Source organism: Streptomyces massasporeus, assembly GCF_014648995.1.
GTDB lineage: Bacteria > Actinomycetota > Actinomycetes > Streptomycetales > Streptomycetaceae > Streptomyces > Streptomyces massasporeus.
In genome coordinates, this window is record NZ_BMSE01000005.1 from 227,769 (window position 1) to 247,830 (window position 20,062).

General features: G+C 72.7%; 15 protein-coding genes. 8 read left to right on the top strand and 7 right to left on the bottom strand.

Features of this window, described 5'->3' with window-relative positions; all coding sequences use genetic code 11:
* The first annotated feature begins 2 nt into the window (after positions 1–2).
* From IE153_RS14775 to IE153_RS14805, 7 genes are all read left to right on the top strand, one after another.
* Complete coding sequence (locus IE153_RS14775; RefSeq protein ID WP_189590162.1) at positions 3–338, top strand: hypothetical protein; 336 nt, start codon at positions 3–5, stop codon at positions 336–338.
* A complete protein-coding gene (locus tag IE153_RS14780) occupies positions 335–730 on the top strand; it encodes a GPW/gp25 family protein (RefSeq protein WP_189590163.1) in 396 nt (131 codons plus the stop codon). Before IE153_RS14775 ends, IE153_RS14780 begins: the two co-directional genes overlap by 4 nt.
* On the top strand, positions 727–3,837 hold the full coding sequence (locus tag IE153_RS14785) for a putative baseplate assembly protein (RefSeq protein ID WP_189590164.1): 3,111 nt from the start codon (positions 727–729) through the stop codon (positions 3,835–3,837). Before IE153_RS14780 ends, IE153_RS14785 begins: the two co-directional genes overlap by 4 nt.
* Positions 3,834–7,658 (top strand): putative baseplate assembly protein, encoded by a 3,825-nt coding sequence (locus tag IE153_RS14790; RefSeq protein ID WP_189590165.1) that lies wholly within the window; start codon positions 3,834–3,836, stop codon positions 7,656–7,658. Before IE153_RS14785 ends, IE153_RS14790 begins: the two co-directional genes overlap by 4 nt.
* Positions 7,658–9,805 (top strand): hypothetical protein, encoded by a 2,148-nt coding sequence (locus tag IE153_RS14795; protein ID WP_189590166.1) that lies wholly within the window; start codon positions 7,658–7,660, stop codon positions 9,803–9,805. The genes IE153_RS14790 and IE153_RS14795 overlap by 1 nt, the downstream gene beginning before the upstream one ends.
* 83 nt (positions 9,806–9,888) lie before the next feature.
* Positions 9,889–11,436, top strand: a complete 1,548-nt coding sequence (locus IE153_RS14800) for a DUF6519 domain-containing protein (RefSeq protein WP_189590167.1) — start codon at positions 9,889–9,891, stop codon at positions 11,434–11,436.
* Positions 11,436–12,326 carry a peptidoglycan-binding protein gene (locus IE153_RS14805; RefSeq protein WP_189590168.1) on the top strand — a complete coding sequence of 297 codons (891 nt, stop codon included), beginning with the start codon at positions 11,436–11,438 and terminating at the stop codon, positions 12,324–12,326. Before IE153_RS14800 ends, IE153_RS14805 begins: the two co-directional genes overlap by 1 nt.
* 46 nt (positions 12,327–12,372) lie before the next feature.
* Here IE153_RS14805 and IE153_RS14810 read toward each other — a convergent pair whose 3' ends face one another.
* The 6 genes from IE153_RS14810 to IE153_RS14835 form a co-directional block, all read right to left on the bottom strand.
* Positions 12,373–13,623 (bottom strand): glucarate dehydratase family protein, encoded by a 1,251-nt coding sequence (locus tag IE153_RS14810; RefSeq protein ID WP_189590169.1) that lies wholly within the window; start codon positions 13,621–13,623, stop codon positions 12,373–12,375.
* Positions 13,620–14,528, bottom strand: coding sequence for a 5-dehydro-4-deoxyglucarate dehydratase (locus tag IE153_RS14815; protein WP_189590170.1), 909 nt, complete (start codon positions 14,526–14,528; stop codon positions 13,620–13,622). The genes IE153_RS14810 and IE153_RS14815 overlap by 4 nt, the downstream gene beginning before the upstream one ends.
* Before the next feature lie 24 nt (positions 14,529–14,552).
* On the bottom strand, positions 14,553–15,497 hold the full coding sequence (locus tag IE153_RS14820) for a carbohydrate ABC transporter permease (RefSeq protein WP_189590171.1): 945 nt from the start codon (positions 15,495–15,497) through the stop codon (positions 14,553–14,555).
* Positions 15,494–16,405, bottom strand: coding sequence for a carbohydrate ABC transporter permease (locus IE153_RS14825; RefSeq protein WP_189590172.1), 912 nt, complete (start codon positions 16,403–16,405; stop codon positions 15,494–15,496). The genes IE153_RS14820 and IE153_RS14825 overlap by 4 nt, the downstream gene beginning before the upstream one ends.
* Entirely contained in the window at positions 16,402–17,754 is a 1,353-nt protein-coding gene (locus IE153_RS14830; RefSeq protein ID WP_229829005.1) for a sugar ABC transporter substrate-binding protein, read from the bottom strand. The genes IE153_RS14825 and IE153_RS14830 overlap by 4 nt, the downstream gene beginning before the upstream one ends.
* Before the next feature lie 200 nt (positions 17,755–17,954).
* Positions 17,955–18,338 (bottom strand): DUF5997 family protein, encoded by a 384-nt coding sequence (locus IE153_RS14835; RefSeq protein WP_031103267.1) that lies wholly within the window; start codon positions 18,336–18,338, stop codon positions 17,955–17,957.
* 58 nt (positions 18,339–18,396) lie between these two features.
* Between IE153_RS14835 and IE153_RS14840 the strand changes: the two genes are divergently transcribed.
* A complete protein-coding gene (locus tag IE153_RS14840) occupies positions 18,397–19,179 on the top strand; it encodes a LysR family transcriptional regulator substrate-binding protein (RefSeq protein WP_189590173.1) in 783 nt (260 codons plus the stop codon).
* A 48-nt stretch (positions 19,180–19,227) separates the two neighbouring features.
* Here the strand turns inward: IE153_RS14840 and IE153_RS14845 are convergent, their stop codons facing one another.
* A complete protein-coding gene (locus tag IE153_RS14845; protein WP_189590174.1) occupies positions 19,228–19,986 on the bottom strand; it encodes a DUF4142 domain-containing protein in 759 nt (252 codons plus the stop codon).
* Between the last annotated feature and the right edge of the window lie 76 nt (positions 19,987–20,062).

Genomic DNA, 20,062 nt, shown 5'->3' on the forward strand with positions numbered 1-20,062 from the left:
ACGTGTCCGGGAATCTGCTCGACGCGGGCGCCGTGATCGGCTGCCCGCACGGCGGCCGCGTCACCGCCGCCACACCGCCCGCCGGGGGCCTGCGCGTCGCGGGCGCCGCCGTCGCCACGGCCGCGCACGGCTATGTGGTGACCGGCTGCCCGCACACCGTCGACCGGGTGCCGTCGCCGTGCGTCACCGTCCGCTGGACCGCCGGCCGCACCGGCATCACCGCCGACGGTGTTCCCGTCCTGCTCGACACCTCGGCGGCCCAGTGCTTCAGCGCGGCCCTCGTCCCGCAGGGACCCCCCGTCGTCCAGGCCGCGCAGCGAAAGGTCACCGTCCGATGAGCCCCGACAGCCGGGCCACCAGGCCCCGCTCCGACATCGCGTTCCCGTTCCGCGCCGACCGCCGCGGCCGCACCGCCCATGCCCGGCACGGGGAGCACGTCCACGACCTGGTCGAGCAGCTGCTGTTCACCAGCCCCGGCGAGCGCGTGATGCGCCCCGACTTCGGCTGCGGGCTGCTGGACCTGGTGTTCGCCCCCAGCAGCCCCGAGCTGATCAGCACGCTCGAACTGTCCGTGCAGGCCGCGCTGCAACGCTGGCTCGGCGACCTCATCGAGGTGACGGCCCTGGACATCGTCAGCGAGGACCACTCCGTCCGCGTGTACCTGTCGTACGCCGTCCGGGCCACCGGCGCCCGGCGCGACGACGTCTTCGAAGGGAGGGCCGCCGCATGACCACCGGCACCACCGCGTCCCGTCGCGGCAAGGTGAGGGCCGCCCGGCTGAACGGCGTCGACACCGTCGAGGCCGACGACGGCGGGCTGTTGCTCACCGTCACCTTCCTCGGCAAGGCCCCGCACGGCCTCGGCCCCGAGAACGTCCGCATCGACGGCGGCCGCCGCGTCACCGGCATCACCGCCGTCGACGTCAGCGTCGAACGCGAGGAGGACCCGGAGCTCGACGACCGGCTCTACGTCACGCTCGACCGCGCCGGCGACACCTCCCGCTACCGGCTCTCGCTCGTCGAGACCGACCCGTACGGGCGGCCCGGCACCGAGCCGTACCGCGGCTTCGACCAGCGCTACCACAGCGCCACGTTCGCCTTCGGGCCCGACTGCCCCACCCCCTTCGACTGCAAGGACGCCCCGGGCGAGGAGCCGTCCTTCCCGGCCGCACCCGTCATCGACTACACGGCCCGCGACTACGACACCATCCGCAAGCTCCTCCTGGACCGGCTCGCGCTCACCACCCCCGACTGGGTCGAGCGCAACGCCGCCGACCTGGGCGTGACCCTCGTCGAACTGCTCGCCTACACCGGCGACCAGATCAGCTACCAGCAGGACGCCGTCGCCACCGAGGCCTACCTCGACACCGCCCGCCGCCGCGTCTCCGTGCGCCGCCACGTGCGGCTCATCGACTACGCGATGCACGACGGCTGCAACGCCCGCGCGTACGTCACCCTCCAGACGGCGGACGACCAGGTGCTCGCCCCGGGCACCTTCCGCTTCGCCTCCGTCGACGTGCGCAGCCTCGACCCGCACGACCGCCCCGAGCCGGGCGTCGTGATCGACGAAGCCGACCTCGGGGACCTCGACGAGCGCGGCTCGGTGGAGGTCTTCGAACCCGTCGTCGCCACCGACCCGCTGGAGCTGAGGGTCGCGCACAACGCCATCCGGCTGTGGACCTGGGGCGGCGAGGTGTGCACCCTGCCCCGGGGCGCCACGGCCGCCACCCTCCGGGACGCGTGGGCGGACCCCGAGACGTGCCGGGAACGCCGGCTGGCCCTGCGGCCGGGCGACGTGCTCGTCCTGGAGGAGGTGAGGGGCCCGCGCACCGGCACCCCGGGCGACGCCGACCCCGCACACCGCCAGGCCGTCCGCCTCACCTCCGTCACGCCCGGCGTCGACCGGATCGAGGACCAGCCGGTGCTGGAGGTCACCTGGGCCGCCGAGGACGCGCTGCGTTTCCCGCTCTGCCTCACCACTCGCGCCGGCCGCGACTGCCTGCCCGTGGAGGACGTCACCCTCGCCCGCGGCAACGTCGTCCTCGTCGACCACGGACGTACCCTGACCGGCCTCCCCGAGGCGGTCACCGTGCCGCCCGTGCCCGCGATCGCCGCCGTGTGCGACCGGCCCGCCTTCGGCTGCCACGACACCGAGGAGGGCAACGCGCCCGCGCGTCTGGTCAACGCCCTCACGGACAAGGCCGGCTCGGGCCGCGCCCTTGTGCCGGACGACGTCCGCGAGCTCTTCGACGTCGTCGGCGAGGCCGCCACCCACCGTGCGGGTCTCGGCCTGGAGAGCGCCGGTCAGCGGCACGAACAGGTCGTGCCCGGCACGGCGTACGCCCAGGCCGCCGCACTGCGCACCCTGCTCGCCCAGTCGGTCTACCCGGGCATCGCGCCCCGCTTCCGCCCGATCCTCGGCCGCGCACCCGTCACCCAGGCGGTGCCGTACCCCGACCCCGGCACCGTCGCCGCCGGGCAGGCGGCCCGCATCGCGGCCATCCCGGGCCGGGTCCGGCAGCGGCTGGTCGAGCTGTGGCGCAGTGCCCGCGACCGGGACGGCCTCGGCGAACAGGAGATCGCCGAACTCGCCGTCGTCTACGGGCTGGACGTGCTGGAACGCCTCGAACTGCGCACCCATCCGGTCCGTGCCCTGCGCGAACTCCTCTACCGCAGCGACCAGTTGCTCGCCACCAAGGTGCGCCGCGCCGAGATCCTGGCCGCCCGGGCCCGCGCGGGCACCGTGCTCGACGGCCCCATCGCCTGGGAGGTCGCCCACGCCTGGGGCCCGGCCTACGCAGCCGGACTCCACCCGGAGGAGACGGTGCTGCGCGGACCCGCGACGGCCGCCCTCGCCCAGGACCCGCGCCGGGCTCTCCCCGCCGTACGCCTGCACGGCACGGACGAGACCTGGGTGCCGCGCCGCGATCTGCTCGACAGCGGCCCCCGCGACCGGCACTTCGTGGGCGAACTGGAGGACGACGGCCGTCTGGCCCTGCGCTTCGGCGACGGCCGTCACGGCGCGCGACCCGCACCCGGCTCCCGACTGGAGCTGCGCCACCGGCTCGGCGGCGGCACGGCCGGCAACGTCGGCGCCGAAGCCATCAACCACCTCGTCGTGCAGGGCGCGTGCGCGGCGCCGGTCGCCGTCGTGCGCAACCCGCTGCCGGCCACCGGCGGCATCCAGCCCGAACCCGTCGGACAGGTACGTCAGTTGGCCCCGCTCGACCTGCGCCGCACCCGGCTGCGCGCGGTCACCGCCGAGGACTACGCCGCCCTCGCGGGCGCCCTGCCGGGCGTGCAGCGGGCGGCGGCCGAGCTCCGCTGGACGGGCAGCGTCCAGGAGGCGCACATCGCGATCGACGCGTACGGCACCGCCGCCCCGTCGGGCGAACTGCTCGACTCGGTCGCCCAGGCCTTGGAGACGTACCGGCGCATCGGCCACGACCTCGTGGTCGGGCCCGCCCGGCTGGTGCCGCTCGACATCGCCCTGCGCGTGTGCGCCAAACCCGGCCACCAGCACGGGCAGATCCTCGCCGAGTTGTACCGCGTGCTGGGCAGCGGACGGCTGCCGGGCGGGCGGCTCGGCTTCTTCCACCCCGACGCGCTGACCTTCGGCGGACCGGTCCGGCTCAGCCGGCTGGTCGCCGCCGCCGCGGCCGTGCCCGGAGTGGAGAGCGTCGAGGTCACGAGGCTGCGGCGGCTGTCCGAACAAGACCGAGGAGAGAGGGAGGACGGCGTGCTGCGGCTCGGCCCGCTGGAGATCGCCACCTGCGACAACGACCCGGACCGGCCGGAGAACGGCCTGCTGGCGATATCCCTGGGAGGTGCCCGATGACGGACACGCACCCGGTCACCGCGACCGACGCGTGCGGTTGCGGCGGTGCCTGCCGCGGCGGCCATGACGAGCGCCTCGCTCCGGCCCCGCCGCACAACGCGCCCGGCCGCACCGCGCTGGACTACCGCGTCGGCGCGTACGGCTCCTTCCGGGCCGCCCTGCTCGACCGGCTCGCCTCGCCCGCCCACCCGGCGCTGAACGACCTCACCGTCCGCACCCCGGACGACCCGGCGATCGGCCTGCTCGACGCCACGGCCGTCCTCGGCGACCTGCTCACCTTCCACACCGAGCGGATCGCCGACGAGGCCTACATCCGCACCGCGAACGAACACCGCTCTCTGGTGCTGCTCGGCCGGCTCGTCGGACACCGCCCGCGTCCCGGGGTCGCCGCCGCCACACACCTGGCGTACACCCTCGAACGCGATCCGCGCGCCGAGGCCCAGAACGTGCTGATCCCGCGCGGTGCGCGCAGCCACAGCGTGCCCGCGTCCGCCGACGAGGCGTCGCTCACCTTCGAGACCGCCCGGGACCTGACGGCCCGCTGGGACTTCAACGAGCTGAAGGTCCGCCGCCGCCGTCCCTCGCTCGTCACGCCGCAGGACCTCGACCAGCGTTCGGAGCTGTTCGTCGAGGGCACGGGGCTCTCCCTCCGGACCGGCGATCAGTTGCTGTTCGTCTTCGGGGAGGGCGCGGGCGGTGCGCGCAAGCTGCTGCCCGTGGCGAGGACGCGGGTCGACCGGGACGACGACGTCACGGCGATCTCCCTGCCGAAGTCGGCGCCGCCGAGCCTGAAGGAGGTCGTCGACGAGGTACGCCGCTGGACGGCTGCGCCCGCTCAGCCGGGAGAGCCGGGGGAGGAGCCGCCCACGCCGGAGGTGCCCAACCCGCGTCCGGTCAGCCGGCTGATCGAGGACTTCGAGGACCAGGTCCTCGAACCGCTCCGTGACGACCTGGACGGGGTCAAGACGCCCGAGCGGCTCGCGGGCCGTCTCGCGGAGCCTCTTGCGCGTCTGGGTGAGGCGCAGGTGCTGGCTGCTCCGTATGAGGACGTGGCGGCGTGGTTCGGGCAGTTGGAAGCGGTGCTTGCCGAACTCGCGGAGCGGGCTCTGGAGTTGGCGCCGGCGCAGGCGGATGCGGAGGGTGCGGTGGTGGGTGGTCTGCCGTCTGCTGCGCCGTCTGGGCTGATCGCGCAGTTCCCCGCGCCCCTGGGGGGCGACGCGCGGGCTGCCGCTTTGGAAGCCCTGGGCGCCGTACTACCAGCCCTGCGCGCCACCGCCCCCGTGCCCCGGGGCACCACCGGGCGGCAGCTCCCGGGTACCGACACCGCACGCCTCCTCTCCGCCCTCGACCCTGGCCTCGGCAGCCTCTACCCGGCCTGGCGCACGGCCGCCGCCCCTGGCGCCCCGCAGCTCCTGCGCGAGCTGCTCGCCCTGCGCGTCACCGCGGCCCCCTTCGGCGCCACGGCACCGCTCAAGCCGGTCCAGGACGATCGCGGCCGGGTCATCCGCACCGCCGACTGGCCCCTGACCGGCGCGGTGCTGGCGACCATGCGGGTCGTGTACGACACGGCCGGCAAGACGCCGGTCCGGGCCGAGTTCCAGTACGTCGAGGGCAGCAGCTCCGACCAGCGCGCCGAGAACCTGCCCGTCACCCAGCCGGTCACCTTCACGCTCGGACCCGGCCGGATCGAGCTGTCCGTGCGCTCCGGCCAGGACCGCGACCTGAACTGGCTCAACCGGCGGCCCGCCGACTCCCAGGAACCCGGCGTCACCGCCCGTCTCTCCGCCGGCCTGCCCGAGCGCACGCTGTTCGTGTCCCGGCCCGACGACGAGGGCCTGGTCCACGTCGGCGTGCACAACGGCACCTCCCAGCAGATCGCCCTCCGGCCGGGGGCCGGTGAGCAGTTCACCCACGGCGAGTACGAGGTCAGCCTCAAGTACACGGTGGGCAGCGCCGAGCCGGGCGTCGAGGTCGTCATCGCCAGCAAGCCGGAGCCGGTCAACCGCCGCACCCTCCAGCTGGACACCGTGCACGACGGCATCACCGTCGGCAGCTGGGTGGCCGTCCGACGGCCCGCCAAGGGCGCCGACGGGGGCGTCCCCGGCGACCCGAAGCTGGCGTTCGTCACCACCCGGGTGGTGGCCGCCCGCACGGCCGCGTACACCACCTACGGCATCACCGGCCGCGGCACCGAACTCACCCTCGCCGACCCCTGGCTGGACGAGTTCGACGTCCTGCTGTCGCACATCCGCGACACCACCGTGCACGCCGCGGGAGAGCCCCTGCGCCTCGCGGACGAACCCCTCGGCGAGGACGTGCACGGCAACGAGATCGAACTCGCCGAGCTGTACGAGGGTCTGCGGCCCGGCCGTACGCTCGTCGTCGCGGGCGAGCGCAGCGACATCCCGGGGGTGGCCGGCCTCGAGGCCACGGAGATCGTGACCATCGCCTCCGCCGACCCGGCCGTCGACCCCCGGCTGCCCGGCGACCACGTCCACACCCGGCTCGTGCTCACCGGGGACCTGGCCCACCGCTACCGCCGCGAGACGGTCCGCGTCCTCGGCAACGTCGTCGAGGCCACCCACGGCGAGAGCCGCGAGGAGGCCGTCGGCAGCGGTGACTCGGACCGCGTCAACCAGACCTTCGCGCTCTGGCAGTCCCCGCTGACCTGGCTCGCCGACGACAACCCCCTCGGCGCCACCCCCGTGCTGGAGGTCCGGGTGGACGGGGTGCTGTGGCACGAGGTCGACAGCCTCGCCGGACACGGCCCGGCCGAGCGGGTCTACATCACCGGCTCCACGGCCGACGGCCGGACGACCGTGACCTTCGGCGACGGCGTGCACGGCGCCCGGCTGCCCTCCGGCCACGAGAACATCCGCGCCCGCTACCGCTTCGGCACCGGCAAGGCCGCCAACATGCCGGCGGACCGGATCACGCAGCCCCTCACCCGGCCGCTCGGCGTCACCGCGGTCACCAACCCGCGCCCGGTCACCGGCGGTGCCGACGCCGACGGCCCGGGCCTGACCCGCCGTACGGTTCCGCTGGCCGTCTCGGCCCTGGACCGGCTGGTGTCCGAGTCCGACTTCGAGGACTTCGCCCGCTCCCGCGCCGGCATCGGCCGGGCCGCCGCACGCGAACTCTTCGACGGGCGGCGGCGCGTGCTGCACGTGACGGTCGCCGGCACGGACGACGTGCCGATCGCCCCCGACTCGAACACGCTCACAGCCCTGCGCGGCGCCCTCGCCGAGTACGGCGACCCCGGCCTCCCGGTCCGCGTGGACGGGCGTGAACCGGTCCTGCTGCTGATCGCCGCGAAGGTGAAGGTCGCCCCCGACCACGCCTGGCAGTACGTCGAACCCCGGCTGCGGCAGGCCCTGTTGCACCGGCTCGGCTTCGAAGGCCGGGAGCTGGGCCGGCCTGCCCGCCTCTCCGAGGTCCTGGCCACCGCCCACACCGTGCCCGGCGTCGACTACGTGGACGTCGACGTCTTCACCGGCGTACCCGCCTCCGCCACCGCGGAGGAACTCACCGCACTCCTCACTCGGCCCGGCCCGCCCCGGGCGTCCGTCCCGGCGCACCCGGCGGCGTACGACGAGAAGATCCACACGGTTCGCGCCGACGACGGCGAGACGCTGTCGGAGATCTGCGCCCGGCACGGGATCCCGCTCGCCGAACTCCTGCGTCTCAACCCCGACATCACCGACACCCGGCGCCTGCCCCGGGGCCGGTCGGTGTTCGTCTTCCGCGGCATCCGCCCGGCCCAGCTCGCGCTGCTGTCGCCCCGCGCCGCGGACACCCTGATCCTTACGGAGGTCAAGTGATGTCCCCGGACCACCGGTTGGAGACCCCGGCCCCTGCGGCGCCCCGGGAGCCGGACGGGCTAGCCGACCTGCTGCCCCGCCGGCACCGGCTGCGCGACGCCGAGGAGGGCGAGCCGCTGCGCGCGCTGCTCGCCGTGATCGCCGAGCAGATCGACCGCGTCCGCGACGGCGTCCAGCAGGGCTACGAGGACCTGTTCGTGGAGACGGCGGCGCCCTGGGTGCTGCCGTACCTGGGCGACCTCGTCGGCTACCGCACCCTGCCCGGCTACGAACGCGTCCTCACCACCGGCCTGCACGACGGCGGCCGGGCCGCCCTCGCCGAGGCCGTCGCCCCCCGCCGGGACGTCGCCGCCACGGTCGCGAACCGCCGCCGCAAGGGCACCCTGCACCTGCTGGAGGAACTGTCCGAGCAGGTCGCTTCCTGGCCTGCCCGGGCCGTCGAACTGTCCCGGCAGGTCGCCCACACGCAGCCTGTGAAGCTGCACGGCACCGGCACCCATCGCGGCCGGCGCGGCCGCCTCACCGACCTGCGCGACGGCGCCGAACTCGCCCTCGGCGGCGGGCCCTTCGCGAACACGGCCCGGACGGTCGACGTCCGCCGCGCCGACTCCCGGCACCGTCAGGGCGGCTGGAGTCCGGCCGGTGCCGCCCTGTTCGTGTGGCGGCTGAAGGCGTACGCCCTGACCCGCACCCCGGCCTACTGCATCGACCGGGCCCGCAACCTGTACACCTTCTCGATCCTCGGCAACGACACCCCCCTGGTCACCAAGCCGTTCCCGGAGCCTTCGCCGACGCACATCGCCGGCGTCGACAACGTCCCGGCGTTCATCACCCGCCGCCTCCTGCACGACCGGCTGCTCGACTACTACGGCCCCGGCAAGAGCTTCGTCATCCGGCGCGACGGCGAGGACAACCCCGTCCCGCCGTCCGACATCGTGGTCGCCGACCTGTCCGACTGGCGCTACCGGCCCCGGCGCGGGCAGGTGGCCGTCGACCCGGAGCTGGGCCGGATGGCGTTCGGCTCGCGGTCGGCGCCCCGGCAGGGCGTGTGGGTCGACCACCACTACGCCTTCGCCGCCGACTTGGGCGGCGGCGAGTACGAACGGGACCGGCAGCCGCGGCCGGACGCCGAGGTGTACCGGGTCGGGCCCGGGCAGCCCCACCGGCAGATCATGGACGCCTACCGGGCCTGGCAGCACGACCGCCGGGCCGGCCGCACCGGCCCCGCCGGCATCGTCGAGATCACCCACAGCGGCGCCTACCAGGAGCAGCTGGACTTCGACCTCGACCCCGGCGACCGGCTCGAGGTGCGCGCGGCCGAGGGAACCCGCCCGGTCATCCGGCTGCTCGACTGGTACAGCAACCGCCCCGACGCCCTCAACATCCGCGCGGTGTCCGACGACTGCGCCCCGCACGAGCGGCCTCGGATCGTGCTCGACGGACTGCTCGTCGCCGGGCGCGGCATCAACGTCACCGGTGCCCTGGGCGCCGTCGTCGTACGGCACAGCACGCTCGTACCCGGCTGGTCGCTGGAGCCCGGGTGCGCACCGCACTCGCCCGAGGAACCGAGCATCGTCCTGGACCGCACCACCGCGTGCCTCCAGATCGAGCACAGCATCCTCGGCACCATCGAGGTCATCGGCGACGAGGTGAGCGAGGACACCCTCGACATCCACATCCGCGACAGCGTCCTGGACGCCACCGCCGACGACCGCGAGGCCCTCTCCGCCCCCGACTGCCGCCACGCCCACGCCGTGCTCCACCTGCACCGCACCACCGTCATCGGCGAGATCCACACGCACGCCGTGGAGATCGCGGAGAACAGCGTCCTCACGGGCCGGCTCCACGTGGCCCGGCGCGGCATCGGCTGCCTGCGGTACTCCTACGTCCCCACCGGTTCGCGCACCCCGCGCCGCCACCGCTGCCCGGACACCAAGCCGCTGTTCACCTCCCAGCGCTACGGCACGCCCTGGTACGGGCTGCTCGCGGACCGCTGCCCCGAGGAGATCCGGCGCGGCGCCGACGACGGCGCCGAACTCGGCGTCTTCCACGACCTGTACCGGCCGCAGCGCGAGGACGGCCTCAGGGCCCGGCTCGCCGAGTACACGCCGGCCGGCACCGACGCCGGGATCTTCTTCGTGACGTGAGGCGCGCACCGGCCGACGGCGTGCAGCGCGCACCCGCCACCGACCTCGTGAACCCGCACTTCTGAACCAGGGGGACACCCTTCATGCACGCAGACCTCTCCCGCTCCACCTTCCGCCCGGAGCGGCACTACTCCGCGGTCGTCGCCCAGCAGGGCCGCGTCCAGCTCGACGCCGACCTCAACGAGCAGACCGCGATCCAGCTCCACCAGGCCCGCAGCCTCGCCGCCGACCTGATCGGACCGCACGGCGGACCGCGCGACGCCGCCGGTTTCCGCATCGAGTACGTGGGCGGCAAGCACGAGATCGACACCCTCCTGATCCACGGCGGCCGGTACTACGTCGACGGCATCCTGTGCGACGCCGACCGGCCTGCGGCCGCAGTGCCCGTCACCGACGAGGAGAGCGAGGAGTCCACGCCGGAAGAGCCCGCGCACTGGACCTACTGGGACCAGCCCGACGGCTTCCGCGACCCGGAGAAACCCGGCGACCGGCTGCCCTCGCCCGCCCGGACGCCGTTCGTGGCCTACCTCCAGGTGTGGGAGCGCTCGGTGAGTGCCGCCGAGGACCCGGCACTGCGCGAGGTCGCCCTCGGCGCGGCCCTGCCCGACACCGCCGCCCGTGTGAAGGTCGTCTGGCAGGTGCTGGCGCTGTCCCTCACCGCGCTGGAGATCGAGGAGACCGACCCGTCCAAGGAGACGGTGCGGGGCGCCTTCACCCGCTGGGCGCAGCGCCGGGCGGCCCCTTCGGCCCGGCTCGCCGCCCGCAGCGAGCGCCCCGACCACGCGGACGACGACCCGTGCCTGGTCAGGCCGGACGCCCGCTACCGCGGCACGGAGAACCAGCTGTACCGGGTGGAGGTCCACGAGGGCGGAGAGGCGAAGGACGCCACGTTCAAGTGGTCCCGGGAGAACGGCTCCGTCGTCTTCTCCGTCGACGAACTCGACGGTACCTGGGTGCAGTTGGCGTCCCTCGGCCATGACGACAAGCTGGACCTGGACGTCGGCGACCACGTGGAGTTCGTGGACACCGCATACGCCTCCCGACTGGAGCCCCTGCCGCTGCTGCGCGTCGAGGAACTCGACCTGCCCGGCCGCCGGGTCCGCCTGTCCGCCGAACCCGCCCCGGGTGTCGGACGGCTCGCGCACCTCAACCCGTACCTGCGCCGCTGGGACCACACGGGCGGCCCGAGGCGCAAGGGCCGCAGCACGGCGCTGAAGGGCGGGGCCATCCCCGTCACCGAGGGGGAGTGGCTGCCCCTGGAGGACGGCGTCGAGGTCCACTTCGCCCGGGGCGGCGCCTACCGCACCGGCGACCACTGGATCGTCCCGGCCCGCACGGCCACCGGCAGCGTCGAATGGCCGACCGACCAGGCCCGCCGTCCGCTGCTCCAGGCACCCGCCGGCATCGCCCGGCACTTCGCCCCGCTGGCCCTGATCAAGGGCGAGGGCAGCGCGGTCGACCTGCGCCTGGCCTTCGGACCGCTGGCGAGCAGCATGCCGGCCGCCGACGAGGCGACGCTCGCCGCGGAGGAACAGGCCCGCCGCGAGGAGCAGGCCGCCGAGGCCGACCCCTCCCAGGGGCGGTCGCAGACCACAGCGGAGGCGGAAGCCGCCGTGGAAGGAGACAACTGATGGCCAAGCCCCTGAGCGCGTCCAAGCTGGTGGAGATCCTGAGGGCCGAGGGCGTGACCGTCCACGAGGTCCGCAGCTGGCGCACCCACAACCGCAACAGCAAGGGCCCCTGGGGCCCGGTGAACGGAGTGATGATCCACCACACGGTCACCTCCGGCACGACCTCCTCCGTGGACCTCTGCTACGACGGCCACGCCAACCTCCCCGGCCCGCTGTGCCACGGCGTCATCGACAAGAAGGGGCATGTCCATCTGGTCGGCAACGGCCGGGCCAATCACGCCGGCCTCGGCGACAGCGACGTCCTGCGCGCCGTGATCAACGAATCGAAGCTGCCCGCCGACAACGAGGCCGACACCGACGGCAACCGGCACTTCTACGGCTTCGAGTGCATCAACCTCGGCAACGGCAGGGACCCGTGGCCCGAGGCGCAGAAGGAGGCCATAGAGCGGGTGTCCGCCGCGATCTGCCGACACCACGGCTGGTCCGAGCGCTCCGTCATCGGACACAAGGAGTGGCAGCCGGGCAAGGTCGACCCGCGCGGTTTCACCATGGACGGGATGCGCAAGCGCATACGCGACCGGCTCAAGGGTGCCGGGGGCGGCACCGAGCCGGCGCCCGACCCGAAGCCGTCCCCCAAGCCGTCCCACGAGCCGTTCCCGGGCTCCGGGTTCTTCCACGTCGGGCAGCGCTCCCCGATCATCACGGCGATGGGCCGCCGCCTGGTCGCCGAGGGGTGCAGCCGCTACGAGGAGGGGCCCAGCCCCGACTGGAGCGAGGCCGATCGCCGGTCCTACGCGCTGTGGCAGCAGAAGCAGGGCTTCTCCGGCAAGGACGCCGACGGCATCCCCGGCAAGGTCACCTGGGACCGGCTGAAGGTGCCCAAGTCGTAGGGGGTGAGCGCGTGCGCCCCGCCCGCCAGGGGCGGAGCGCACCGCTTCACCAGCGGGGGAGCTTCAGCTCGTACTCCGGCTGGAACCGCCGCATGTAGCCGGTGTCGTCCCGGCCGCGCATCCCGGAGTCGACGTACCTCCGGTGCAGGCGCTCCAGTTGGTCGTGGTCGAGCTCGACACCCAGCCCCGGGCCGGTGGGCACCCTGACCTCGCCGTCGCGCAGCTCCAGCACGCCGGGGACGATCACGTCGTCCGCGGAGTTCCACGGGTAGTGCGTGTCGCAGGAGTGGTCGAGGTTGGGGATGGCCGCGGCGACATGGGTCATCGCGGCGAGACTGATGCCCAGGTGCGAGTTGGAGTGCATCGACAGGGCGAGCCCGAACGCCTCGCACACGGCGGCCAGTTCACGGGTGCGGCGCAGTCCGCCCCAGTAGTGGTGGTCGGTGAGGAGCACCTGGACGGCATTCTGCTCGACAGCAGGCTTCAGGTGCTCCCAGGCGATCACGCACATGTTCGTCGCGAGCGGCATGGGGGAGTCCTCCGCCACCTTCGCCATGCCCTCGATGCTCTTGGTGGGGTCCTCCAAGTACTCCAGGACACCGTCGAGTTCACGGGCGACGTACGTCGACGTCTCCACCGTCCAGGCCACGTTCGGGTCCAGCCGCAAGGGCTGCCCGGGGAAGGCCTCCGCCAGCGCCCGCATCGCGGCGATCTCCTCGTCGGGCGGGAAGACACCGCCCTTGAGCTTGAACGACCGGAAGCCGTACCGCTCCTGCATCAGCCGGGCCTGCTCGACGATCCCGGCCGGGTCGAGGGCCTCGCCCCAGTCGTCGCCGATGGCCGCACGGCCGTCGAGCGCGGGGTGCTCGGCCCACTTGTAGAAGAGGTACGCGGCGAACGGCACCGCGTCCCTGACCTTGCCGCCCAGCAGGTCGCTGACCGGTCGGCCGAGCAGCTTGCCCTGCGCGTCCAAGCAGGCCACCTCGACCGCCGAGGTGGTCCAGCCGCGCTCGTGGGAGCTGGGCACGGTGGGCAGCAGGGCCGCGTCGATCGCGGCGGTGACGGCGGTGCTGTCGAACACGTCCAGGCCGACGACGACCTTCGCGGCGGCGTGCAGCCGATCCAGGCGGACCGTGCCGCCCGTGGACTCCCCGAGCCCCACCGTGCCGTCCTCCAGCACGAGTTGGAGGATCACCCGCAGGGCGAGCGGCTCGTGCACGCCATTGGAGTTGAGCAGCGGCGGGTCGCCGAACGCGATCGGGGTGACGATCAGCTCACGGATACGCGTGGAACTCATGCGCCGACCACCTCCAGTCCGTGGTCGAGGAGTCTCGAGAGCCGGGCGACATGCTCCGGCGTCGGATCGAGCAGCGGTGCCCGTACGCCGCCGACGTCCAGGCCGCGCAGGGTCACTCCCGCCTTGACGAGCGACACGGCGTACCCGGGGACCTCGTCGCGCAGGGCGACGAGCGGGCCGTAGAACTCGTCGAGGAGCCGGGAGACCAGGGCGTCGTCGTCCTCCGCGAGCGCCCGGTGGAAGGCCAGGGCGATCTCCGGGGCGAAGGCGAACACCGCCGAGGAGTACAGCTCCACGCCGACGCCCTTGTAGGCGGGCGCGGTCATCTCGGCGGTGGGCAGCCCGTTGAAGAACTGGAAGTCCTCCGTACCCGGCACGGCACGCACCGCGCGGACGACGCGGTGCATCCGCTCGATGTCCCCGATGCCGTCCTTCAGGCCGACGACCCCGGGCAGGGCGGCGATCTCGGCGGCCGTCTCCGCGGTGAGCCGGGCGGCGCCGCGCTGGTAGAAGACGACGGGCAGGTCCGTGGCCGCGATGACCTCCTCGACGTAGCGCACGAGGCCCTGCTGCGGGGCGCTGACGAGGTAGGGCGGCAGCAGCAGGATGCCGTCGGCACCCGCGCGTTCGACGCGGGCGGCCTGGTCACGGGCGACCGGGCTGGGGCCGCCGGCGGCCGCCAGGACCGGCACGCGTCCGGCCGTGGTCTCGACGGCGACCCGGGTGGCCCGCTCGATCTCCTCGGCCGACAGCGCGTGGAACTCGCCGGTGCCGCAGGCGACGAACACACCTCCCGCGCCCGCGGCGACACCCGACTCGATGTGCTGGGCCAGCCGTTCCTCGTCCAGTGAACCGTCCGCCGCGAACGGCGTGACCGGGAAGAACAGCACTCCGTGGAACTTCATGTCTCCCTCATACGTGGGGGGTTGTCAGCCCTTGGTGGCCCCGGCGGCGATGCCGGTGACCAGCGAGCGCTGGAGGAGCAGATAGACGATCAGGCTGGGGACCAGGGCGATGACCGCACCGGCCAGCACCACCCCGGAGCCGACCTCGGGGTCGGTGCGCAGGATGGACAGGGCGACAGTGACCGTGTAGTCGGTGGGGTCCTTGGCGGCGATCAGGGGCAGCAGGTACTGGTCCCAGATCATGATGAAACCGAGCACCCCGGCGACACCGAGCGCGGGCTTGCACAGCGGCAGGACGACCTGCCACAGCATGCGCAGCTCGCCGACGCCGTCGATGCGGGCCGCCTCCTCGATCTCGGTGGGGATGTCCTTCATGAACTCCGTCAGCAGCATCACGGAGAAGCCCCAGGCACCGAGCGGCAGGATCACGCCCCAGACGGTGCCCTTGAGGTCGACGCCGACCACCGGCACATGACCGAGGACCAGGGACAGCGGGATGGCGATGACCTCCTCCGGGAGCATCATCGTCAGCATGAACAGGGTCAGGATCAGCGCCTGGCCGCGGAACTTGTGCCGGGCCAGCGCGTACGCGGCCAGCGTGCACACGGCGAGCTGCAACAGCAGTCCACCGCCCGCGATGACCAGGGAGTTGCCGAAGTAGTCCCAGATGCCCCGCTCGCCCGCCACCTGGACGTTCAGCAGGGTCGGGTGGTGGGGGAGGAACGACAGGGTCGAACCGCTGGCCTTCTCGCTGAAGGAGCCGGAGAAGATCGTCAGGAACGGTGCCGCGAAGACGCCCAGGGCGAGCAGGCAGAGCAGGATGCGCAACGCCCAGGCGGGGCCCGGCCGGTCGCTCCAGCCGAGGGCGGTGTCGAATCGGGCGGGGGTGGTGCGCTGCTTCCCGGCGGACGTCCGCGGGGGAGAGGCGGTCACCGGGGTCCGGACGGGGTCGATGGCGGGGGCGCTCATCTCACGTCTCCCCTCTTGCGGAGGTAGTTGACCGTGACGGTGAGCAGCAGCGTCACGCAGAGCAGAACCACGGAGGCGGCCGAGGCACCGCCGATGTCGTTACGGGTGAAGCCGAGGGTGTAGGCGCGGGTCATCCACACGTCGGTGGAGCCGGCCGGGCCGCCGCCGGTGAGCACGTAGACCTCGGTGAAGACGCGCAGTCCGCGGATGGCGGCGAGGGTGAGAACGATGCCGAGGGCGGGCCGGATGGCCGGCAGGGTGATGTGCCGCAGTCGCTGCCAGAGCGAGACGCCGTCCATCGCGGCGGCCTCGTACAGCGACCGGTCCACGCCCGCCAGCCCGGCGAGGATGATCACCATGTTGTACGGGGCGAGCATCCAGATGCCCATGGCCATCGTCGCCCACAGCGCGGTGTCGGGATTGTCCAGGTAGGGCACGGGCCCGAGTCCCAGGAGCCCCAGACCGCTGTTGATCAGGCCGTCGGAGGTCGGGTAGTACATCAGCCGCCACATCTCGCCGACCACCGCGGTGGCGGTGACGACGGGCAGGAACACGGCGGTACGGACGATCTTCAGCGACCGGGCCTGGCCCTCCAGCAGCAGCGCCAGCGCGGAGCCGACGACGATCCCGCCGAGGGACATCCCGACGCCGAGGAGCAGGGTGTGGCCGATGGCGTCCTGGAAGCGGTGGTCGGTGAGGACCCGCGTGTAGTTGTCGAGGCCGACCCACTTGTCGCCGAGGAAGGGCCGCACGTCGAAGAAGCTGAGCCAGACGCCCTTGCCCATGGGCAGGAACTTGAAGACGAGGGCCAGCAGCAGACCCGGGGCGAGGAACAGCCAGGGCAGTACGGCCTTCTTGCCGATGACCCGGGCTCTGCGCGGCCCGGGCGTCGTCGCGGTCGCGGTCATTTCAGCAGCTCCTGGTCCTTGAGGTCACCGGCGAGGGTGTCGTTGAGCTCCTTCAGGCCGGAGCGGACGTCGCTGCCGCAGTAGGTGAAGATCGCGTTGAGCGCGTCGGCGGTGTCCTGTTTGATCGGGGCGAAGTTCGGCGCGTTGGGGAACTGCACGGAGGCGGTCTCATATGCCTTCTGCACCACGCTCCAGCGGGGGTCGTGGCGCACCTTCGCCGCGTCGAGGGTGGAGTTGACCGGGATGCGCACGACGGGCTGGTGGTCGCCGGTCATGGCGAGTTCCTGGCCCTCGGGGGAGACGAGGAACGCGGCGAGCGTCTGCTCCTGCTTCGTCTTGCCGGTCTTCGCCCCGAAGTAGATGTTCTCGCCGTCGGCCAGTACGTCGTTGTTGCCGGCCGGGCCCGAGGGGGCCGGCAGCACCTCGTACTTGTCCTTGCCGAGCGCCTTGTCGAAGGTGGAGATGTTGTACGGGCCGGTGAGGTACATCCCGGCGTTGCCGTCCTGGAAGTTGGTGGTGTTCGCGGTGACCGAGGTCAGGGCGCTGGGCTGGATGACACCGTTGTCGCCGCAGAAGAGGTGCTTCTTCATCCAGGTGACGGTGCGCAGGGCCGCCGCCGAGTCCATGGCGGGCCGGTAGCCCGGCCCCTCCTTCCGGAGGATCTGCACGCCGCCCTGCCACAGATAGCTGGCGCCCCACCAGGCGACGTAGCCGTTCTGGGCGCTGCCCGGGACGACCATGCCGTACGTGTTCTTCCTGCCGTCCCCGTCGGGGTCGCGGGTGGCGAAGGCCTGGGCGAGGGCGAGGGTGTCCTGCCAGGTCTTCGGCTGCGGCAGGCCGAGTTTCTCGCGCCAGTCCTTGCGGACGAACAGCGTCATGGCCTGCCGGGAGTACGGGATGCCGTAATGCCTGCCGTCGAGGCCGACCGTGGACGACCAGGACTTGGCGGTGATCTCGTCATGTCCGGATATCGAGGCGGGGGTGATCGGCTTGAGCAGGCCCTGGGCCTGGTAGCTGCCCATCAGGGCCGTGTCGTTGATCATGACGTCCGGCAGGTCCTTGACGGACGCGCGGCTCTGCAGCTGCTGGTCGAAGTTCATGACCGGCTGGAAATCGACCTTGATGCCGGTCTTCTCGGTGAAGGCGGCGAACACACGGTCGTAGGTCTTGGCGGACTCCGGATCGCTCCGGGTCCACACCTCCAGGGTGTTCGGGTCGCCGGCCCGGGCGCTGCCGGAACCCGAGCCGCAGGCGGCCGTTCCGAACAGGAGCCCCGAGACGGCGAGAGTGGCGATCAGGCGGCGCACGCGGCGGAGCCGCATGTCGATGCAGCGTCGACGATCCCGCATGGGTGGTTCTCCGTTCATATTCGTGAACGCCCTTCACGAATCTAAATGATCGGCCAAGCTACGGATCGCTTCCTCGCCATGTCAAGACATGGCCGAAAGATTTCACCGAGGCCACGCGGCGGCCAGAGGCACCCAGGAGACAGCGACGGCCCCCACCGGATCATCCGGTGGGGGCCGTCCGAAAAGTGCGGGTGCCCGGGTCAGGCCTGACGTTCGGCGTTCTTCTTCTTGATCCGGGCCGATTCCTTGCGGACCTCCGCCTGGGTGGCGCGCTCCCGCACCAGCCACTCGGGCCCTTCCTGCTTCAGTGCCTCGATCTGCTCGGTGGTGAGGGGCTCGGTGACACCCGCGCGGGCGAGGCCCGCGATGGAGACGCCGAGCTTCGCGGCGACCACGGGCCGGGGGTGCGGGCCGTTGAGCCGCAGGTCCTGCAGCCACTGCGGCGGGTTCGCCTGGAGCTCGTTCAGCTCGGCTCGCGAGACGACACCCTCCCGGAACTCGGCGGGTGTGGCCTCGAGGTACACACCCAGCTTCTTCGCCGCGGTCGCGGGCTTCATCGTCTGGGTGCTCTGGTGCGACGTCATGCGGACCAGCGTATCGAGCGTGTGCACGACCTCCGACCACGGCCGGTAACCTGGCCAGGTGACAGGCTCGGATGCAACCCCCTCGTTCCGGCTCGCCTACGTCCCCGGCGTGATGCCCGACAAATGGGTGCGCATCTGGAACGAGCGGCAGCCCGACGTCCCCCTGACCCTCACGCAGGTGCCCCCCGGAGCGGCGGCCGAGCGGCTGCTGGGCGGGGACGCCGACGCGGGCCTCGTCCGTACGCCCGTGGACCGCGAGGTCTTCAGCGCGATCCCCCTCTACACCGAGCAGACGGTCGTCGTCGTGCCCAAGGACCACCTGGTCACCGCCGTCGACGAGGTCGCGCCGGAAGACCTGGCCGACGACATCGTGCTGCACCCCCTCGACGACGTCCTCGACTGGGAGAGCCTCCCCGGGCGGCCGGCGCTCGAACGGCCGGCCACCACCGCCGACGCCGTCGAACTGGTCGCGGCGGGCATCGGCGTCCTCGTCGTCCCGCTGTCGCTCGCCCGCCTCCACCACCGCAAGGACCTCACCCACCGGCCCCTGAAGGACGCCCCCGAATCGAGCGTGGCCCTGGCCTGGCCCGAGGACGCGAAGACGGACCGGATCGAGGACTTCATCGGCATCGTCCGCGGCCGCACGGTCAACAGCACCCGGGGCCGTCAGCAGCCTCCGGCGCCGGGCGGGTCCACGGACGCGGACCGGGGCGGCGCCCGACGGACGCCGTCGCGCGGAAAGTCGGTGGCCGGGAGGTCCGCCGGGGCGAAGCGCACCGGGAAGAGCGGGCGCGGCGCCCCCAAGAACGACCGGCGCGGCAAGCCCCGCCGCCGTTCGTAGGACGGGGAGCCGCGGCGAGACCGCGGCCCCCGAAACCCCGTACCCGGCTCAGCCGGCCGACGGAGACGGCGCCCCGTAGGACGGATTGGGGGCCACCGTCTGGAAATCCTTGAGGTCTTCCGGGACCGGCAGCACGCGTACCGGCGCACCCTGCTGCGGCGGCGGCGGTGTCGTCTGCTCCTGGGGCAGCTTGGGCGGGGCGGTGATCTGGAAGCTGACCTGCTCCTGGTTGATCAGGCCGGTCTTCTCCAGGATCGTGATGTGGTCGAGAACGGTGTCGTTCGTCGTGTCGGCGAGCTCCCGCACGAGGCTGTTCCGGGTGGTCGCCCGGATTTTGGCGATCGTCGGGAAGATGCCCCCGTGCGCGACGCGCATGATGGTCACGGCCGTGGAGTCGAACTCCTTGCCGGCGCTGCCTTCCGCCGTCGCCACGAACTGCTGCTGCTGCGGCGACGCCTCGTTCGGCAGGGTGATGCCCAGGTCCGTGGAGACCTTGCGGCAGCCCGCGTCGAGCCGGCCGTGGCCCACGAGCAGATGCTTGGAGACCTCCTGCATCTCCGGCGACGTGCTCCGCTCCTTGATCAGCTGCCCCAGCGGGTACTCCCACAGTCCGGCCGCGCGCACCCGCACCACGAAGTCGCGGTCCGCCTCGGTCAGCGGACCCCACTGGGTGTTGGCGATGATGCGGTCCTGGCCGGAAGCCGCGTTCTGCACGCCCAGCATGCTCGGGTAGGCGAGCGCGGTCAGTGTAAGGATCAACGCACCGCCCACGAACGCGGTTCCTGCCGTGCTGCGCGAGATGCGCATCGTGCCTCCTGGGATGTCAACCGGCCCAACACCAAGAGGTACGGATGCCAGGGGCGAAACAATCACCCCTGCCGCA